The organism is Arthrobacter sp. PTI12 (assembly GCF_056679915.1).
On sequence record NZ_CM155256.1, the window covers coordinates 2436104 to 2455045 of the forward strand.

Here is an 18942-nt window from a genome sequence, read left to right on the forward strand (position 1 = left end):
CCGGTCTCATCCTCCAGTAGGAGAACGGCGCGGCGAAGAACCTCCCGCCGTCCGATCCGCGGTAACCCACGCATTTCATAGCGTGGAGGCATGACACCGAATCTTTCGACGGCCGCCGCGCCGTCCTCCGTTTCCGCTGCAGCGGTTGCTGCCGAATCCATCAACAAGTCCTACGGCCGGGACAACACCACAGTGCACGCTCTGCGCGATGTCTCCGTCAGTTTTCCGAGCGGACGATTCACCGCCATCATGGGCCCCTCAGGCTCCGGGAAGTCCACGCTCATGCACTGCCTCGCCGGCCTCGACACTGCCGATTCCGGCCGGATCCTGCTGGGCGGCACGGACATCACCGGACTGAACGACGCCGAGCTGACGCGGCTGCGACGCGATCGCGTGGGATTCGTGTTCCAGTCCTTCAACCTGATCCCCACCCTTACTGCGGAACAGAACATCACTCTTCCCGTCGCGTTGGCCGGCAGGCAGGTGGATCGCGAATGGCTGCAGCAGATCTGCACCATCCTCGGTCTGACCGACCGGCTCAGCCACCGTCCACATGAACTGTCCGGTGGGCAGCAGCAGCGGGTGGCGGTGGCACGCGCGCTGCTCACCCGCCCGGATGTCATTTTCGGCGATGAGCCGACCGGCAACCTCGATTCCCGTTCGGGAGCGGAGGTGCTGGCCCTCCTGCGGCGCAGTAGCCAGGAGATGGGACAAACCATCATCATGGTGACCCACGACCCGGTTGCGGCTTCCTACGCCGACCGCGTCATCCTGATGCAGGACGGCGCCCTGGTGGGGGAACTGGAACGAAGCACCCCCGACACCATCCTCTCCGCCCTCTCACAGCTGGGAGCCTGACCGTGCTGACTGTTGCCCTGTCCCAGGTTTCGCGGCATGCCCGCCGCTACATCGCCGTCGGGCTTGCTGTCATGCTCGGCGTCGGCTTCCTTGCCGCCACCCTGATGGTCGGCGCCACCACTACTGCAACTCTTCAGAACAGCATCGGTGCGGAGTACTCCAAAGCCGACCTCGTAGTGACCTCGGCTGACGGCTCCTTGCCGCCGGCAACGGCCGACGCTGTTCGTTCAGTAGCCGGAGTCGATGTGGTGCATGCGGAACAGCAGGGGTATTTTGTGCTCCGGGCCGGCACCGCAACAAACATGGCGAATCTTTCCGCGCTGGCACCGCCCGTACTGGAAGGCCTCGTCCTGCAGGAAGGCAACCTGCCCGAATCCGACGGCCAGGTAGTGATTGACGCTGCGTCGGCTCAACAACTCGGTGTGGAAATCGGCGACACAGTGCAGGGCGCGGCTCTTCGCGAGGGCACCCTCGAGGAAAACCTCGCAGCATCGGGTACCGGGCTGACGGTAACCGGGTTCAGCGAACCGTCCGCCCACCCTTTCCTCTCCGGGGCCATCGCGCTCCATGCCGTCCCGTCCCAGGTCGATGAACTGGTTCCGGAGGGTGCAACGACACAATTGCAGCTCACTCTCACGGATTCAGCCGAGGCGGCACAGGTGGGAACCGCCGTCGGCCAGGTGTTGGCGGACGCCGGTGCTGACGCCAGCGTGCTCACCGCAGTCGAACAGACGACCGAGGACGTCGCTGCCCTGTCCGGCGGACAGGACCAACTGACCATCGTGCTGCTGGCGTTCGCCGTTGTCGCGGTGATCGTCACGGCTCTCGTGATCGCCAACACGTTCTCGGTGCTCGTCGCCCAGCGCACGCGGGAACTCGCGCTGCTGCGCTGTATCGGGGCGGGCCGCGGGCAGATCCGCCGCTCGGTCCTCCTGGAAGCCGCGGTGGTCGGCACGGTGTCCTCCGCGCTCGGGGTACTGCTCGCCGCAGGTGTGATGTGGGTGCTCGTGTCCCTTGCACGCACTGTTCCAGGCAGTGAATTCGCCACCCTCGCCGTGCCGGCATCGGCTGTCGTGGGCGGCATGGTGGTTGGAATCCTCATGACCATCGCAGCCGCCCTCGTGCCGGCACGGGCAGCCACCGCCGTCGCTCCACTTGCCGCGCTCCGGCCGGCCGAACACGCCGGTGTCACCACCCGACGCGGCCGGATCCGCCTGGGAATCGGTGTGCTGGCGGTCGTGGCAGGCAGCGCTCTGCTCGCGGTCGGAGCCGCTCAGGCCAACCTGTTGCTGGCGTTGCCCGGAGGTGCACTGTCCTTTCTCGGATTCCTGCTCTGCGCCGGCCTGTTTGTCCCGGCACTCGTCACGGGCGTCGGCCGGCTTGCCTCGCCGCTGGGCGTACCCGGGAAGCTCGCTGCGCTGCACGCAGTACGCAATCCGGCGCGAACGACGGCGACCGCAACGGCCCTGCTTGTCGGCGTCACCCTCGTCAGCATGATGATGGCCGGAGCACAGACATCGCGGACAGCGTTCGATGACGCCCTGGCGCAGAACTACCCGGTGGATCTGGCCGTGCAGCTTGAAGGCGGAGAAGACCCGGATGCTGTGAGTACCCTGCAGGCGCTGGAGGGCGTCGACGCAGTGGTGCAACCCATGCCGGTGGGCCGCACCACAGACGAAGCAGGCGGGCAGACGGTCTACAGTCTCTCGGCAGCCGACGCGGAAGCGGTTCTGCGCTCGGAGACCGCGTACCCGCAGGATGGTGAAGTGGCGATGCCGGACGGCACCGGAGTAACCGAGCTGGAAGTATCCGGTTCCTCCACTACCCGGGTTCTTCCCGTGAAGGAAGCCGAAAGCCGTACGATCGTTCCCCTCATTACGCCGGCCACTGCCGATCAGCTCGGGCAGCTGGAGGCAACGGACACGGGTGGAGTTCTCTGGCTGAAGCTGGACGACTCTCTGGGAACGGGTGAGATCATGCAGCTTCGGACGAGCGTTGTGGACGCCCTGGGCGTGTCCGAGTATCTCGTCTCGGGAGCAGCGCTGGAACGCGCAACCTTCAACCAGATCATCGATGTGCTGCTGCTTGTCGTCACAGCTCTCCTGGCGGTCGCCGTATTGATTGCGCTCATTGGTGTAGCCAACACGCTCTCCCTCTCGGTGCTTGAGCGCACACGCGAATCGGCACTCCTTCGGGCGCTGGGGCTGACCCGGGGCCAGCTGCGCGGCATGCTGGCAGTGGAAGCCGTACTGATCGCCGGAGTGGCAGCGCTGATCGGGATCGTACTCGGAATGCTCTACGGCTGGCTCGGCGCGCAATCGGCGCTGGGCATGGTGGCTGTTGTGACGCCGTCGTTCCCGTGGCTGCAGCTGGCAGGCGTGCTGGTTGTCGCTACCGCTGCGGGACTGGCGGCATCAGTACTGCCTGCCCGCCGCGCGGCGCGGCTCTCCCCCGTCCAGGGATTGGCCGTGGAGGGCTGACCTGCAAGGATTGCTTCACGGTCCGCGCACTCGGGCCGTGAAGCAATCAGGAGGACCGGTGAAGAACCCCACTCGGGAAGAACGGCAATGGCTGTTTCGCTATTTGGAGGACCATCTCCTCGGAGCGACCGGCGGGGTGCGTCTCTTTCAGGCAGCTGCCCAGACCTGGGAGGGCACACAGCACGGGCGCACGCTGTCCCGCCTCCACGACGAGATTGACCACGAACGCAGTGAGCTCCTCACCTCCCTGCGCTCTCAAGGCCACCGTCCGAACCCCGCAAAGATGGTCTTCGCGCATCTCAGCGCTGCCGCCGCCCGCCTGAATCCCCTCAATGTGAGCAAGGCGGAGAACGGTCCGGGGGCACAGCTGGAGCTGGAGGCACTCCAGAGCCTCGTCCGCGGGAAGGAAGCGCTGTGGGAGACCCTCCTGGCGCTGCTGGACGACGGCTGGTCCTTCACCGGATACGACCGCGAGCGCCTCACCCAGCTTGCAGAGCGGGCGCGCGGACAACAGCGGGAAATTGCAGCCATCATGGTGAGCACGGCCGCCGAGCGTTTCCGCGCGTGACCCGCGTTGATTTAGTCTTCCGCGGGCTCCTCGTACTTCGGGAAAATCGGAGCAGGCGCCGGTAGGGCAATGCCGGGCACCAATGGAGTTGCGATCGCGCTGAAGCGGCGGGCGCCGTCGTCGTTCACGGTGCCCTGGCCCAGAACCGTGAGCAGCTTCGCGGCGCCGTCCGGCATCACCGGCTGCACCAGGATTGATACGATCCGAAGGATCTCCAGGGTCACGTAGAGGACCGTGTTCATGCGGTCGAGGTCAGTCTTCCGCAGCACCCAGGGCTGCTGCTCGGCGAAGTACGCGTTCGTGTCTCCCAGGACCGCCCAGATCGCCTCGAGCGCGCGGGACAGCTCCTGCTTGTCATATGCGGCCCGGCAGGTATCCAGCAGCGTGTTCGCCGCAGCCAGGATGCGCTGGTCCGCCTCAGACAACGACGACGGCGCAGGCACCAGCGAGTCACAGTTCTTCGCCACCATGGACAGGGACCGCTGCGCAAGGTTCCCCAGGTTGTTCGCGAGGTCCGAGTTCATCCGGGTCACGATGGCCTCATGGCTGTAGGAGCCATCCGCTCCGAAGGGCACCTCGCGCAGCAGGAAAAAGCGGATCTGGTCCCGGCCGTACTGCTCCATCCAGTCCTTCGGCGCAATCACGTTGCCCAGGGACTTGGACATCTTCACGCCCTTGTTGTGCAGGAAACCGTGGATCATGACCCGCTTGGGCAGCTCAATGCCTGCGGACATCAGGAAGGCGGGCCAGTAGATCGCGTGGAAGCGGGAGATATCCTTGCCGATCACGTGCACGTCTGCGGGCCAGAACCTGCGGAACTGCTCCGACTCGGTGTCCGGGTAGCCCACCCCGGTCAGATAGTTGGTGAGCGCATCCACCCAGACGTACATGACGTGCTGGGGATTGCCGGGCACAGGTACACCCCAGTCGAAGGTGGTGCGGCTGATCGAGAGGTCGTCCAGACCCCGCTTCACGAAACTGATGACCTCGTTGAAGCGGGATTGCGGTGCGCCGAATTCGGGCTGCTCCGCGTACAGCGCCAGTAGACGGTCCTGGTACGCGGATAGGCGGAAGAAGTAGCTCTCCTCCTCCGTCCACGTCACCTCGGTGTCCGTGTCCTTCGAGTAGCGGATGCCGTCCTCGCGGAGCTCGGTCTCTTCCTCGGTGTAGTACGCCTCGTCACGCACCGAGTACCAGCCCGCGTACTTGTCGAGGTAGATGTCTCCGGCCGCTTCCATCCGGCGCCAGATGTCCTGCGAGGCCGCGTAATGGTCCTCATCGGTGGTCCGGATGAACCGGTCGTAGCTGATGGCGAGGTCAGCGTGGGCAGCCTGGTAGACCGCGGCGTTCCGGTCCACCAGCTCCTTCGGCGAGATCCCCTCTTTCTCCGCGGTCTGAGCAATTTTCATCCCGTGCTCATCAGTACCTGTCAGGAACATGACGTCATAGCCGTCCAGCCGCTTGAAACGCGCGATGGCGTCGGTGGCGACATACTCATACGCATGCCCGATGTGCGGCACGCCGTTGGGATAGGTGATGGCTGTAGTGATGTAGAACGGGGGTTTCTGCGCAGAACTCACCCTAGAAAGTTACCCTGCCGCCGTGGGGTTGTCGCATCATTGCGTTGCCTGGCTCCTGCGATCATGGTTTTCCCATGGTGGGGAGCGAACACTACTTGCATGGCACAGCAACTCGACGACCGCCGCGTCGCCCACCGCGCTTCCCGCCCCCGGCATCGGATGCTCATCCCGGCCGCGCTTCTGATCGGCGTGCTTGGCGGCGCAACCTGGGTACTCACCAACAATGTTGAGGAGGAACCTGCCGCGATGCTGGGTGCATCGGACACTGTGGACGGCGGAATTGCCCGGATCAACGGAATACTCCCGCTCGAATCCGACGGCTGGGTGCCTCCGTCCAACGGGGCTGCCCTTGAGACCGCAGTGCCCCACGGCGCGCATCGCGTCCGCGTGCTGCTCGAACTTACTGCGCTGGAACCGGAAGGCATCGCCTTCAGCGCCGCCGACTACTTCGTCGACGGGCTTGGCACCGGGGAACCGCACGTCATCTGGGCATCCCCGTCACAGCACATCGCGGAACAGGGAGAGACGATTGATGCCACGCTGGTCTTCGAAATTCCGAACAAGGCGCTCGCACTGGTACTCAGTGACGACGGCGAGGCGCGGCTTTCGCTCGGAACTGACCACCACACGGCCGGTCAGTGAGTGGTCCTGAGTAGCCTTAGCGGCTACTCAGGTAACTACCCTGCCGCTACGCCGGGAAATTCGAGTAGTGCCCCCGAATCCTTCGGAATCGGGGGCATTTTTTCGGGTAGGGCCTACTCGTGATCCCCGTTTCTCCAATCCCTAGGTTTGATCTCGTCATCACAAGCACGAAAGACGAGGTCTCGCTCATGTTGCAGTCAGACGCATTTTCACCGGCACATTCGGGTTCCCCCGCGGACGCACCAGGCGTGCCGGCTTTCCTGACCGTCCAGCTGATCGGCTCGCTCCGTATACGGCGCGGAGACACAGTGTTGAACGCCCGGACCCTCGGCGGGCCGAAGCCGCGCCAGATCCTGGAGATCCTCCTCCTGAGCCTCGGCACACCGGTCTCCAAGGACCGCCTGATCGAGGTCCTTTGGGAAGGACACGCACCTGCTGAAGCCCTTCCGACCCTTGAAAGCTACGTCAGCGTCCTGCGCCGGAACATCCAGCCCGGCAGCGGCAAGCAGGGTCCGCTGCGCACCACGACCGGCGGTTACGTGATGGACGCAACCATGGTGGACCTGGACGTCTTCCGCTTCGATCAGCTCCTGCGGCAGGCCCAGCAGAGCGCGCCGGAAGCAGCGCTCAAACTCCTTCACGAGGCACTTACACTCGCCACCGCTCCCCTGCTGGGCGACGAGCTCCTCCCAGCCTGGGCAGAAGACGAGCGGGAGCTGCACAGCTCCCGGGTCCTTGAGGCAACGGTTCTGGCAGCGGAAACCGCCTCAGCGGTCGGTGCAGTCTCCGAGTCGATCGACTGGGCCCAGAAGGCCCTCACCATGGACCCGCTCAATGAACGTGCATGGTTGGCCCGGGTTGCCGGCCTCGAGCGCACAGGACGCTACGCCGAGGGCCTGCAGAGCTATGAGAAGTGCCGGCGGGCAATGGTTCGGGAGCTGGGGTGCGCACCCGGGCCGGGGCTGAAGGCCGCGCATGCCCGTCTCCTGCAGGCTACTGCAGAGAGCGAAGGCGAACTGTCCGACGTCCTGTCCGCGCTGCTCGTTCTTCACGGTCAGCTGAGCAGGACTGCCGCTCCGGTGGCTGCAGCTGCGGCTCCGCAGAACGTCCGGCAGTCGCTGCGGGACGCCACGCTGGTCATCAACTCCTTCCTCGTGCGGGCGATGTCCGCAGCGTAGGAGAATCCGGTTAGAGGTATCCAATGAGGGTTTCCGCCCAACCAGGCGGGAACCCTCTTCGTCTTGATCCACGATGAGGATTTGGTAGTTTCCGGCGTTTCGAATAAGAAATGCCCGTCGTGGCGGGGGAGATTGGACTTGCCACAGAACCAATTACCCCGAAGTCGAAGGACATCTCGCAGATGCAAGTCTGCCCATAGATCCGCTACCACGTCAGTTGCCTTCGACGAACAGAATCTCGTGTCGACCACCGGCTGCTGCCATTTATGATGTTGGCCCGGGACGCCGGATCACACGAACTGGGCGATCGGTGGTTGACGGTGCCTAGGACAAGGGCGCCAGCCCGGGGCTGACGGTCGCCTCACTGGCGGCTGGCATGGTCGCCGGCACCGCCTCGATCGATGACATGGCACCGCTGCGACACGGCGGAATGAAACGCATTTTCAACGCCTGCTACGCACCCTCGACACTGGGCTAGTTCCTGCGTTCATTCACCTTCGGGCACGTGCGTCAGCCCGACGCTGTCGCCTCCCGTTTCCTTGCCATCTGGCTTCCCGGGCACTGCTGCTGGGATCCCCGAGCCCGCAGGACTTCGTTTTCGTCGATGTCGATGTCGATGTCGATGTCGATGTCGATGTCACGATCACCGAGGTCCACGGCTACGCCAAGCAGGGCTCCGGCTACGGCTACTCCCGTGTCCGTGGGCTCAACGCTTTCATCGGGACCGTCTCGACCAGCCAGTGCGCCCCGTTCATTGCAGGGACGAGGCTGCGTAAGGGTGCAGCGAACTCCGCCCGCGGGGCGGGGAAGTTCGTCTCTGACCTGCTGGCCATCGTGGCCCGGCTGCGCTCGAGTGATGCCGCCGGTATGGTGCTGCTGCGCTCCGATTCAGCGTTCTACGCTCATACGGTGGCCACCGCGGCTGCCCGCGCCGGGGCTGAGGTCGCCGAAATCGGTTCACCGCGTTCAGCTCCCGGAAGAGGGCCGAACGGATTCCCGGGCGTCTGGTGGTCCGCCGCATCCCGGAGCTGAACAAGAAAACCGCTGATCAACAAACACTGTTGACGTCCACCGGTTCCACGCGTTCTTCACCACCGTCGAGAAAACGGTCCTGGACACGGTGGCCGCGGACAAGACGCACCGGGCCCACGCGGTCATTGAACAGGTCCACGCTGATCTGAAGAACTCGGCGCTGGCCTCGATGCCCTCGGGGAAGTTCAACGCGAACGCCGCCTGGCTGCTGGCCGCGGCCATGGCGTTCAACCTCACCCGCGCCGCAGGCACCCTGGCCGGCGGGCGCCAGCAAAGCAGAAACCGCGACCATCCGGAACAAGCTCATCAACATTCCCGCCCGTATCGCGTCCTCGGCCCGACGCATCACGCTCCACCTACCCGAGAACTGGGCCTGGGAAACGCAATGGCAACGACTCTTCGAGCATCTCTACCCGCCACCAAAGACAACCTGAATTCCGTCAACCCAGCCGACACGGCGCAACCAGGACCACCAGTGGAACACCGAAGGGCAGAAAGGCCCGGCACACAACCATGCCCAACCTCACGAGCAGTTCGGAGATTCAGAATCGGACCAGCCACTCAACCGGGCCGGTGGATACGGGCTTAGTGTCTACGGGAAGCTACTGGCGCAGCCCGGACGGAACAATACATCGCCGGACGCGGTCCACCGGGAGCCATGAACCGCGCACCCCGTAGACCGCGTCCGGGGGCACGTTATCCGCGAGCCGGTTCAAGTGCCCCTGGGACCAAGTCCCCGGGCACAGGCGCGCAAGGGAAGGACCATCGCGGTACTCCCGGCCATGGTCCTTCCCTGCGGGTCGACGCCTCAGAACTAGGAAATCAGATAGCTTCCCCAGCCGTTCCCGATCTGCACCCTAGTCGATACCTTGCCTGTACCGGTGCCCGCGTACAGCCATAGTCGCCCTGACTGGTCCTTCGCTATTACGTCGCTTCGGGAGTCGCCACTGAAATCACCAACGCCGACGAGGGCGTACCCCCGCCATCCGCCCCCCCATTGGGAACGGGTCTCGAAGCTTCCCGTGCCGCTGCCCGGATAGAGCCACATGGTGCCTGCGCTGTCGTAGGCGATGACATCGGAATGGTTATCCCCGTCGAAGTCCCTTGTACTGGCAAGGTGATACGAGCTCCACCCGGCGCCGATCTGTGTGCGGGTATGCACCCGCCCGGCTCCGGTCCCGGAGTAAAGCCACAGACGTCCCACGGTGTCCCTCGCAATGAGGTCCGAGCGACCGTCCCCGTCGAAATCGCTCGGTGCCACGAGGGTGTAGCCGAGCCATCCGCTGCCGATCTGAATCCGCGTCTGCAGGCCTCCGGCGCCGTCTCCGCGGTAGAACCACAACCGGCCGCTACGGTCGTATGCCAGCACGTCAGCCAGGCTGTCACCGTCGAAGTCCGTCGACGCAACGATGTCATTCATCACCTGCCATCCGGTACCCATTACGGTCCTGGGGAAGAAACCACTCAATCCGTCTCCCCGGTACAGCCACAGCGTGCCTGCACCGTCGCGAGCGACAATGTCCGCCCTTCCGTCGCCGTCGAAGTCTTCGCGCAGCTCCGGCCGGGTGGGTGTGACTGCCGGTGACAGGACCGAGAACTCCCCGGCACCCAGCGCGTTGACTGCCCGCACCTGGAACCGGTAGGCCGTTCCATTGGCAAGCCCGGTGATCTCGAGGCTCGTGGCGCTTGCGCCTGCTGTCCTCAGGGCTCCCACCGGCTGTCCGTCAGCGCCGACCACCTGGACTGCGTATCCCGTGATCGCGGATCCACCGTCGGTAACCGGCGCGCTCCAGCGGACCGTCACCGATCCATCCGCCGCGGTCGCTTCACCCAGAACCGGAGTTCCGGGAACCGATCGCGGAGTGACGGTTGCCGAGGCTGCTGAGAGTGCACCATCCCCATGAGCGTTCACTCCAAGAACCTTGAAGCTGTACGCCGTGCCATTTGCCAGCCCGGTGACTTCTGTCGTCGTCGCTGTTCCGGTGAGCGCAATCGTCTGTACGAGAGTCTCACCAGCGAGCACCTGCACCTTGTAACCGGTGAGAGCGGTTCCGGAGCTGGTAGCCGGGGCGGTCCAGGAGAGATTGGCGACGCCGTTGCCCGCGACGCCTGCTACGTTGGTGGGCGCGTTGGGTACGACGTCCGGAACAACCGCTGCGGAGAGCGGCGAGAAGGCACTCGTTCCCAGTTCGTTGGATGCGCGGACCTGGAAGCGGTATGCCTGACCGTTTGCCAGTCCGGTCATCACGGTGCTGGTTTCATTGCCCGGAACCTGGCGGAGAGCGCCCACCGGAGCACCATTTGCGTCCACTGCACGTACCTCGTAAGTGGTGACCGGTGAGACCGGTGCGCCCCATTCGACAGTGGCCGAGCGGTCACCGGCAACTGCTGCGGCGATCTCCGGGACACCGGGAGCCAGGGAATCCGCGAACAACAGCTTCTCGATGTTCCGCAGCGTGTCCACGCCGTCGCCCTCGCCCAGTGGGGGAAGCGCGTCGGGATCGTCGCCGAGATGGGTCACCGTGGTGACGCTTCCCGGGGCTCCCGGCACAGCACCCGTCGGTACGGTGGCCACTGTGTAGTTCTGCTCCAGGTCGGAGAAGACTGCAGCGTCCGCGTCGCCGGTTCTCCCTGCATTGACGATCTCACGGACGATGACGATGTTTCCCGGGTCAACTGCGCCGGCGAAGACTGCGGCCTGCAAAGTCCGCGGGTCATTGGCCAGGTAGGGCTTCTCAATGCTGTCAGTGCTGCCGATTTCCGTAGCCGGATCGGCGGGATCAGTACGCACACTCATTCGGACGCGCAATTCCTTGTCGCCGTCGAGGATATCGTTGCCGGACCTGCCCTCGAGCACATCCGAGCCGGCACCACCGAGGATGATATTGCCCTCTCCCCAGATACCGCCGTTAGCCGTGACACCTGCAGGAAGCAGTTCGCCCAGGCCTGCGATCCGTGCCACTCCCTCGGCGTCCAGCCAGTTCTTGCCGGACGTTCCTTCACCCTCAACCAGTCGGGGAACAACGTCGTCGCCGCGAAGAACATCATTCTTCGCCGCTCCGGAGACCCCTTCCACTTCTGCATAACGGTCCCGCAGCACGTCCACGGGAAGCGGCACGCCCAACAGGTTACGAGTCAGGTCCGTGTCCGCCGCCAGGCCGTCGACCTGGTGCGAGGACCAGTCGAAGCCCGCAGCACCTGCATTCCGCTCGATTCCGGGATCGGCGAGCATGATGTCGTCGCCGCCCTCGGCGTCATAATCGTCATCACCGTTCTGGCCCATCAGGACGTCATTGCCCGGTGTGTTCGGATCGTCGAAGAACGGGGCACCGCTATCTCCCATGAGGAGGTCGGCGCCGTCCCCGCCCTGGAGCCAGTCGTCTCCTGCGTCGCCGCGGGAGAGGTCGTTGCCTCCGCCCGCAATCATGAAGTCGTTGCCCTCGCCGCCGAACGAATCGTTGGTATTCGCTCCGCCATTGATGAAGTCGCTGCCGCTGCCGCCAAGAACAAGATCCAGTCCTGGACCGGCGTCCAGTGCATCATTGCCCGGACCGCCCTTCAGCACGTCATCACCCGCAGAGTCGGTCACGATGTCGTTGCCCTCTCCTCCAAGGGCGGTGTCAGCGCCGTCGCTGCCTTCGATGACATCGTTGCCACCGTTTCCGAGGAAGGTGTCATTGTCGACGCCGCCCCAGATACGGTCAGCTACTGCGGTTCCGTTGAAGACGCTCTGGCCGTTGATGCCGGCCGGATCCTCCGAGTTGGTGGTGCGGTAGCGGATGGTGCCATCCGGCATCCGGATCAGCAGGGCTTCCTCATTGCACTCGGACCGCGGATCGTCCAGCACCGTGGTGCCGTTGAACTGCAGCCGGCCAAGTTCGAACTTGCAGTCGGAGGTGCCGAATACATCTGCCTTGAGGGCGGTGGCGCTGGTGTTGCGCATGATCATCTCGGCAAAGGAGTTGCCTTCCAGCTGACCCAACAGGTTCATGCCCGGAGTGCGGACGAGGTAGTAGAAGCGGTCGCCGTTCTGCAGGTCCAGCATCTGCTGCTCGAACACGTAGTTGAACGTTGAACCGAGCAGACCGCCGAAGAGGTTGGTGCGCTCGGCGAGTCCGCCCACCCAGAGGTCGATCTGGTTCAGGCCGGTTTCCTTGCCAGCCCAAGTGCCTACGCCGCCCATGAAGTCCGCAACGTCTGCAGGGACGGTGCCCGCTGCAGCATCGATCGGCGGATTCACGATCAGCTGTGCTGCGTCCCGCTTACCTTTCAGCGTGGTTGCGGCGGTGATGCTCGGGTGTTGACCGTACGCTGCCACGAAGTTGACCAGTGACTCGGGGTGCTTGAGATTCAACCCGAAGTCGATCCAGTTCACGTAGGGCTTCAGCTGGCTGTCGTTGGTCTTGTTGTAGATTTCCTTGCGCAGATTGTTCAGCGAAGGAATGCCTGTTTCACGGGCACGGGCAATATTGATGGCAGCCAGGTCCAACGGCAGTCCAAGCAGGTTGTTCCGCAGCGTGTCGGTGACGAACTCGTCGAGCTCGTTGCCGACCTGATCCGACATGCCCATGGCGATGGATCCGGCTGCATCCTTGGATGAGAGCGGCACTGTGCCGCCGCCGTCGTGGTACATCGGCGGATTCAGGAAGGCGTCCAGCAACGGCACATCGTTTGTTGTGCCATCGGCATTGGTGCGGGACACGGTGTCGGTAAGCATCGAGTGACCGAAGCGGTAGACGGCGTGCGCGAACTCGGCGGTGATCGCCGGATCCACGTCGTCGTGATAGGTGGCAAACGGTTCAATCAGCGGCTGTACCTTGCGGGCGAATTCCTCGAAGGCGAGATGCTGATACTCCATTTCGGTCACGAACCGTGCAGCCTGGAAAAGGCGCTCACCGTTCCAGCCGCCGGCTCCGGCAGCGCTCTTCCACTCCGCCAGAGCTGTGACTCCCCGGAGTGAGGTGTCTGCGGTGAGGGTGGCCTTGATGTCTTCGAGGAGGCGGTTGTGCTCCGAGTGGAACACCTGATGGATCATGGTCAGCGCGACATTCTCATTGACCCGGCCGTCACCGGCAACGAAGTGCGAATTCAGCATCTCGTTGTCATAAGTGCTGGTGCTCGGCGCTCCCGGAGGATTGATGGCGTCGTCGGCGTCTGGAAGGAAGTTCGCCTTCGGAACAGCGTTGTGCGCGATGTCATCGAGGAAGGATTCGTTCACCCGGAGCGCATTGGCCGGCACGGCAACCGGCGCCGCCGTGTTGCCTTCGACCATGCCGTCGGGAGTGACGTACTGCGGAAGTCCGTGCTCGGGACCCGGGATGAACTTTCCGTAGGGGTCGACGGCGATCATCGGAACATTGTGCACGTCCATATCGGAGAGCAGGAGGCCCAGCTGACCGGCCGCCTGGGCCTTCAGCATTGCCCAGGTGCCCATGCCGCCGTCGTCGGAGGCCAGCAGCGCTCCGGTGGAGACCGGCCTGCCGCCGGCGTTGTTTGTGTACTCCCTCAGGAAAACCTGGTGGGACGGGTCCGAGCTGTAGGTCTGTGATTGGTCTACCAGTGGGCCGGTGCGGTTGGTCGCCTCGCGGACATCATCCTCCGTGCCCAACTTCCCATCCAGGCCGGGCTGATTGGTGGCGCGGGTGAGGACCATGAACCGCTGGCGAGCGGGAAGATCGTCCGCACTCGGCGTAACGCCGTCGGGCCCCGCAATCAGCGGGTCATCCGGCTGCAGCGGGATGAAAACCGCGCTGCCCGACTTATTGACCATGTCGAGGCCGTGGTCGAAGAATTGTCCGAAGATTGTGAACAACGAGTTGTACGGGGGCGAGAGGCCGACGTCTGTGGTGATGTTCGGGATGAAGAGTGTTTCACCGGCAGGCACGCAGCCCGCCGGCAGCCCTCCGGCGTCGCAGGGCACCACGCTGTCGGCGCCGCTTTGCGTCCGTACCGGGTACTGCGCTGCGGAAACCGCCGCAGGATTCGTAGAGGTCTGGTCCACAATCAGATTGCTGATGACGCGGGGGGCGGCATCGACCACGTTGCCTACGCCGTCGTAGGTCGTGGGACCGGGCTGGCGGATGATGGCCCCGTCGTCGGCATCGAGGTAATCGGGAGTGGTGAGACGGGGGAAGAGACGGTTCGACTCCGCAAAGTCTTCGCGACCTGCCTGGAGGTTGTTGCAGGAGCCATCCACCGTGCGCAGTCCGTAGGAAACCAACGGGCCGGGCACCTGATCAGGTCCGGTACCGAGCAGTGCGCCGCAGGGACCGGTCTCGCTGGTGGTGTTGCGGACATGTGCCTCAGCGATCTTGATCTGGCGCAGAATGAACGCCAAGTCGGACGTCGTGACGGTAAAGCCCTGGCCGACGGGCGCCGCCTGCGCGGGCGCCGCGACCAGTGGCAGGCCGATACCCGTGAGCATAGCCAGTGATGTGAGTGCCGAAAGCGTGCGTCGAAACGGAAAACCTGTGAGCCGCATCTGAGCAGCCGGGTGCTCCTCCGAGGCGTGTTGTGCCTTTCCCATAATTCCTCCCAAGACCTACCGACGGTCTTCCACCGGTGCCGCAAGAGTCCCGTACGAGCGTTATGAATACCTTGGAAGGTGCAGGGTTTCCCCAACCATCCGAGCGGAGGATAACGACTAACGGATGACCGGTTGGAGGACGATCGCATGGGTGGTCAGGAGGCGAGCACCGCACGAACTTCGTCTGCGCGCTGGCCGCGGTACCGCTCGCTGGCGGGACTTATGGCCGTTGTACTCCTGCTCGTCGGCTTGCGGCTTTGGGTGATCGAGCCGCTCTGGGTCTCTTCGCCGAGCATGGAACCCACCGTTCCCGAGGGGAGCATCGTAGTGCTCTACCGGCACGGGGAACCGGCGCCGGGCGCTTTGGTCTCGTTCCGGAATCCCTCCGAAGCGGGTACCGTGCTCAAACGCGTGGTGGCCGTCAGCGGGCAGAGCGTTGCCATTGAAGATGCGTTGCTCTACATTGACGGCGTCCCGGTATCCGAACCTTTTGTCGACCACGCGCTCATAGACGGCACCTACTTCGGGCCCGTCACGGTTCCTCCCGGGCATGTCTTCGTGATGGGCGACAACCGGGCTCAGTCCATTGATTCCAGAGACTTCGGTCCGCTCCCAGTCGACAGCATCGAAGCCACAGTGGTGTGGCCGCTCCCGAACTAATCCTGCAGATCCACCTCACGAGCCACTGATGCGCCGATTGCGTCCTTCAGGCTCTCCAGCGCATCCTGCGGCACGGAGCTGTCCACGGTGAGCAGCGACAGCGCCTGGCCGCCCTCCTTGCTGCGGGCGACCTGCATGCCGGCAATGTTGATCTCGCGCTCCCCCAGCACCCGGCCCAGGGTTCCGATCACACCGGGCCGGTCCTGGTACAGGATCACGAGCAGGTGCTCGCTGATCGGGATCTCGAGATCATAACCGTTGACCCCGACCAGCTTCTGAATCTGCTTCGGCCCTGTGAGCGTACCGGCGACCGAGATCTGGGACCCGTCAGACAGCGCACCGCGGATGGTCAGCACATTGCGGTACTCCTCCGAGGACTCAGTTGTGACCAGGCGCGTGTTGATGCCGCGCTGCTCGGCGAGAACCGGTGCATTGACGTAGGAAACCTGCTCGGAGACGACGTCGGTGAAAACACCCTTGAGGGCGGCCAGTTCCAACGCCTTGACGTCCAACGAGGCGATCTCGCCAGCTACCTCGACCTCGATCTGAGTGAGTGAATCATGGGTGAGTGCGGTGAAGATACGGCCCAGCTTCTCGATCAGTGGGATACCGGGACGTACTTCCGGCGCAATGACGCCGCCTGCGACGTTGACGGCGTCAGGCACGAGTTCTCCTGCGAGTGCCAGGCGGACCGATTTTGCAACGGAGATACCAGCCTTCTCCTGAGCCTCTGCCGTGGAGGCGCCGAGGTGCGGGGTGACCACAACGTTGTCCAGCTCGAAGAACGGGAGATCGGTGCTCGGTTCCTTGACGAACACATCAACTCCGGCGCCGGCAATCTGCCCTTCCTTGAGCGCGTTGTACAGCGCTTCCTCGTCCACCAGGCCGCCGCGGGCCACGTTCACCACGTACGCGCTGCTCTTCATCTTCTGAAAGGCTGAGGCTCCCAGCATGCCGACGGTCTCGGGCGTCTTGGGCATGTGGATGGTCACGAAGTCCGACTCCGCAAGCAGCTCATCGAGTGTCACAAGCTGGACCCCGAGCTGGGCTGCCCGCGCCGAGGTGACATAGGGATCATAGGCGAGGATGTCAGTGCCGAAACCCTGGAGCCGGGCTGCAACGAGTGCACCGATGCGGCCAAGGCCGATGATGCCGACCTTCTTCTCGTAGAGCTCGATCCCCGAGTACTTGGACCGCTTCCACTCGCCGCCCTTCAGAGCGCCGCTGGCCTGCGGAATGTGCCTGGCGAGACTGAGGATATGGCCGACGGTGAGTTCGGCCGCGGAGATGATGTTGGAGGTGGGGGCGTTGACTACCATCACACCCGCTTGCGTGGCCGCCTTGATATCAACGTTGTCCAGGCCGACGCCGGCACGGGCGATGACCTTCAGCTTGCGGGCGGCGGCGATTGCCTCGGCGTCCACCTGGGTTGCTGAACGCACCAGGATCGCGTCCACCTCTGCGATAGCGGAGAGCAGCTTGGACCGGTCAGCCCCGTCGGTCTGGCGGATCTCGAAATCCGGTCCGAGCGCATCCACGGTTGCCGGCGAGAGTTCTTCAGCAAGGAGAACTACTGGTTTTTCCACGGGAGATCCTTCGCAGTGCGGTGGGCAGAAGTGTTCCAGATGTGTGTTCAGGAATTTTGTTCAAGTGTAGTTTGCCGCTCCGGCGAGCCCACTTTGTTACCCGCTATGGAGAGCAGATGAGAGAAGTGCCACACAATGGGCGACGGCCGGACCGGCGGGATACTCCGCCGGTCCGGCCGTCGCCTCCAGGGTGTCAACAACGATGATCAGCGGGCGACTGAACCTTCGGTGTAGTCGTCGTTGGTCTTGATCCACGAGAACAGCTTGCGCAGTTCGCGGCCCGTTGCCTCGATCGGGTGATCCTCGCCCTGCTTGCGCAGCTTCTCGAATTCGGGCGCACCCGCGTCCTGGTCATCGATGAAGCGCTTGGCGAAGGCACCGTTCTGGATATCCGCGAGAACTTCCTTCATGTTTTCCTTCACCGACGGGTCAATGACGCGCGGGCCGGAGACGTAGTCACCGTATTCTGCTGTGTCGGAGACGCTCCAGCGCTGCTTGGCGATGCCGCCCTCCACCATCAGGTCAACAATCAGCTTGAGTTCGTGCAGTACCTCGAAGTACGCGACCTCCGGCTTGTAGCCGGCCTCGGTGAGTGTTTCGAAACCGTACTGGATGAGCTGGGACGCGCCGCCGCACAGGACAGCCTGTTCCCCGAAAAGATCGGTTTCGGTCTCTTCGGTGAAGGTTGTCTCGATGACGCCCGCGCGGGTGCCGCCGATTGCCTTCGCGTAGGACAGTGCCAGTTCGCGGGCCTTGCCGGACGGGTTCTGCTCAACGGCGATCAGGTCGGGAACGCCGCGTCCCGCTTCGAATTCGCGGCGAACAATGTGGCCCGGGCCCTTCGGCGCAACGAGGGCAACATCCACGTCGGCCGGAGGCTGGATGTAGCCGTAGCGGATGTTGAACCCGTGACCGAAGAACAGGGCGTCACCTGCCTGCAGGTTGGGAGCAATGTCCTCAGCGTAGACGTGGCGCTGGACCTGATCCGGCGTCAGGACCATGATGAGGTCGGCTTCGGCAACGGCGTCGGAGACATTGAGGACGCGCAGGCCCTCGCTTTCCGCCTTGGCGCGGGACTTTGAGCCCTCCTTCAGGCCCACGCGGACGTCAACGCCCGAGTCGCGGAGGCTCAGCGCATGGGCGTGGCCCTGGCTGCCGTACCCGATAACAGCCACGGTGCGGCCCTGGATGATCGAAAGGTCTGCATCGTCGTCGTAGAACAACTCGGTCACTTGTGTTTCTCCTGTGATGTGATTGTGCCGCCCACCTGACGTGGACCGGCGTGGTTGAGGTATTGAGAGTGAAGTTCGCGCTGCTGGCTAGGCGCTCCTGAGCGCCCTGTCACTCATCGATTTGGCGCCGCGGCTGATCGCCAGGGTTCCGGACTGCACTATTTCGCGGATGCCGAACGGCTCCAGCACTGACAGGAGCGCGGAAAGCTTTTCGGCAGTGCCGGTGGCTTCGATGATCAGCGAGTCGGTGGACACGTCAACCACTGAAGCGCGGAACAAGTCTGCTGCCTGGGTTACCTGCAGCCGTGTTGCGGCATCCGCGCGGACCTTGACCAGGATGTGGTCCCGCTGCACGGAGGATTCGGGGACAAGCTCGACAATCTTGATCACATTGATGAGCTTGTTCAGCTGTTTTGTGACCTGCTCAAGCAGGTCCCCTTCTGCCTCTACCACGACAGTTATCCGGGACATCCCGGTTACTTCGGTCGGACCGACGGCCAGTGAGTTGATGTTGAAGGCGCGTCGAGCAAACAGGCTTGCGACACGGGTCAAAACGCCCGGGACGTCCTCGACCAGAACGGAAAGGGTATGACGGGCCAT

Annotated in this window: 11 protein-coding genes and 1 pseudogene; 7 read left to right on the forward strand and 5 right to left on the reverse strand. The window is 63.9% G+C overall.

The genetic code is table 11. The annotated features are described in order from the left end of the window. The first annotated feature begins 90 nt into the window (after positions 1 to 90). The 3 genes from AC1MBU_RS11695 to AC1MBU_RS11705 are packed head-to-tail and all read left to right on the forward strand — an operon-like array spanning position 91 to position 3906. Entirely contained in the window at positions 91 to 858 is a 768-nt protein-coding gene (locus tag AC1MBU_RS11695) for an ABC transporter ATP-binding protein (protein ID WP_346028146.1), read from the forward strand. 2 nt (positions 859 to 860) lie between these two features. Then, positions 861 to 3338 (forward strand): ABC transporter permease, encoded by a 2478-nt coding sequence (locus AC1MBU_RS11700; RefSeq protein WP_479787242.1) that lies wholly within the window; start codon positions 861 to 863, stop codon positions 3336 to 3338. A 58-nt stretch (positions 3339 to 3396) separates the two neighbouring features. Continuing rightward, positions 3397 to 3906: a hypothetical protein gene (locus AC1MBU_RS11705; protein WP_277358542.1), complete on the forward strand. Its 510-nt coding sequence runs from the start codon at positions 3397 to 3399 to the stop codon at positions 3904 to 3906. Positions 3907 to 3917: 11 nt separating this feature from the next. Here AC1MBU_RS11705 and metG read toward each other — a convergent pair whose 3' ends face one another. Beyond that, a complete protein-coding gene (gene metG, locus AC1MBU_RS11710) occupies positions 3918 to 5486 on the reverse strand; it encodes a methionine--tRNA ligase (RefSeq protein ID WP_056548187.1) in 1569 nt (522 codons plus the stop codon). Positions 5487 to 5585: 99 nt separating this feature from the next. On the opposite strand from metG, the gene AC1MBU_RS11715 reads away from it, so the two are divergent. From AC1MBU_RS11715 to AC1MBU_RS11725, 3 genes and pseudogenes are all read left to right on the forward strand, one after another. Beyond that, a complete protein-coding gene (locus AC1MBU_RS11715) occupies positions 5586 to 6128 on the forward strand; it encodes a hypothetical protein (protein WP_479787243.1) in 543 nt (180 codons plus the stop codon). A 188-nt stretch (positions 6129 to 6316) separates the two neighbouring features. Continuing rightward, complete coding sequence (locus tag AC1MBU_RS11720; RefSeq protein WP_479787244.1) at positions 6317 to 7306, forward strand: AfsR/SARP family transcriptional regulator; 990 nt, start codon at positions 6317 to 6319, stop codon at positions 7304 to 7306. Positions 7307 to 7444: 138 nt separating this feature from the next. Further along, a pseudogene (locus tag AC1MBU_RS11725) lies at positions 7445 to 8772 on the forward strand (transposase). 380 nt (positions 8773 to 9152) lie between these two features. Here AC1MBU_RS11725 and AC1MBU_RS11730 read toward each other — a convergent pair. Continuing rightward, positions 9153 to 14864, reverse strand: coding sequence for a peroxidase family protein (locus AC1MBU_RS11730; RefSeq protein ID WP_479787245.1), 5712 nt, complete (start codon positions 14862 to 14864; stop codon positions 9153 to 9155). Positions 14865 to 15011: 147 nt separating this feature from the next. Between AC1MBU_RS11730 and lepB the strand changes: the two genes are divergently transcribed. Continuing rightward, entirely contained in the window at positions 15012 to 15524 is a 513-nt protein-coding gene (gene lepB, locus AC1MBU_RS11735; protein ID WP_277358547.1) for a signal peptidase I, read from the forward strand. On the opposite strand, the gene serA is transcribed toward lepB, so the two are convergent. The 3 genes from serA to ilvN all read right to left on the reverse strand — a co-directional run bounded on the left by serA (position 15521) and on the right by ilvN (position 18942). Beyond that, positions 15521 to 17110, reverse strand: coding sequence for a phosphoglycerate dehydrogenase (serA, locus tag AC1MBU_RS11740; RefSeq protein ID WP_479787246.1), 1590 nt, complete (start codon positions 17108 to 17110; stop codon positions 15521 to 15523). The genes lepB and serA overlap by 4 nt on opposite strands. Before the next feature lie 206 nt (positions 17111 to 17316). Then, the gene (ilvC, locus tag AC1MBU_RS11745; protein WP_056548180.1) at positions 17317 to 18342 is read right to left on the reverse strand and encodes a ketol-acid reductoisomerase; all 1026 of its coding nucleotides are present in this window, start codon (positions 18340 to 18342) and stop codon (positions 17317 to 17319) included. A gap of 87 nt (positions 18343 to 18429) precedes the next feature. Further along, positions 18430 to 18942, reverse strand: coding sequence for an acetolactate synthase small subunit (gene ilvN / locus AC1MBU_RS11750; protein WP_056548179.1), 513 nt, complete (start codon positions 18940 to 18942; stop codon positions 18430 to 18432).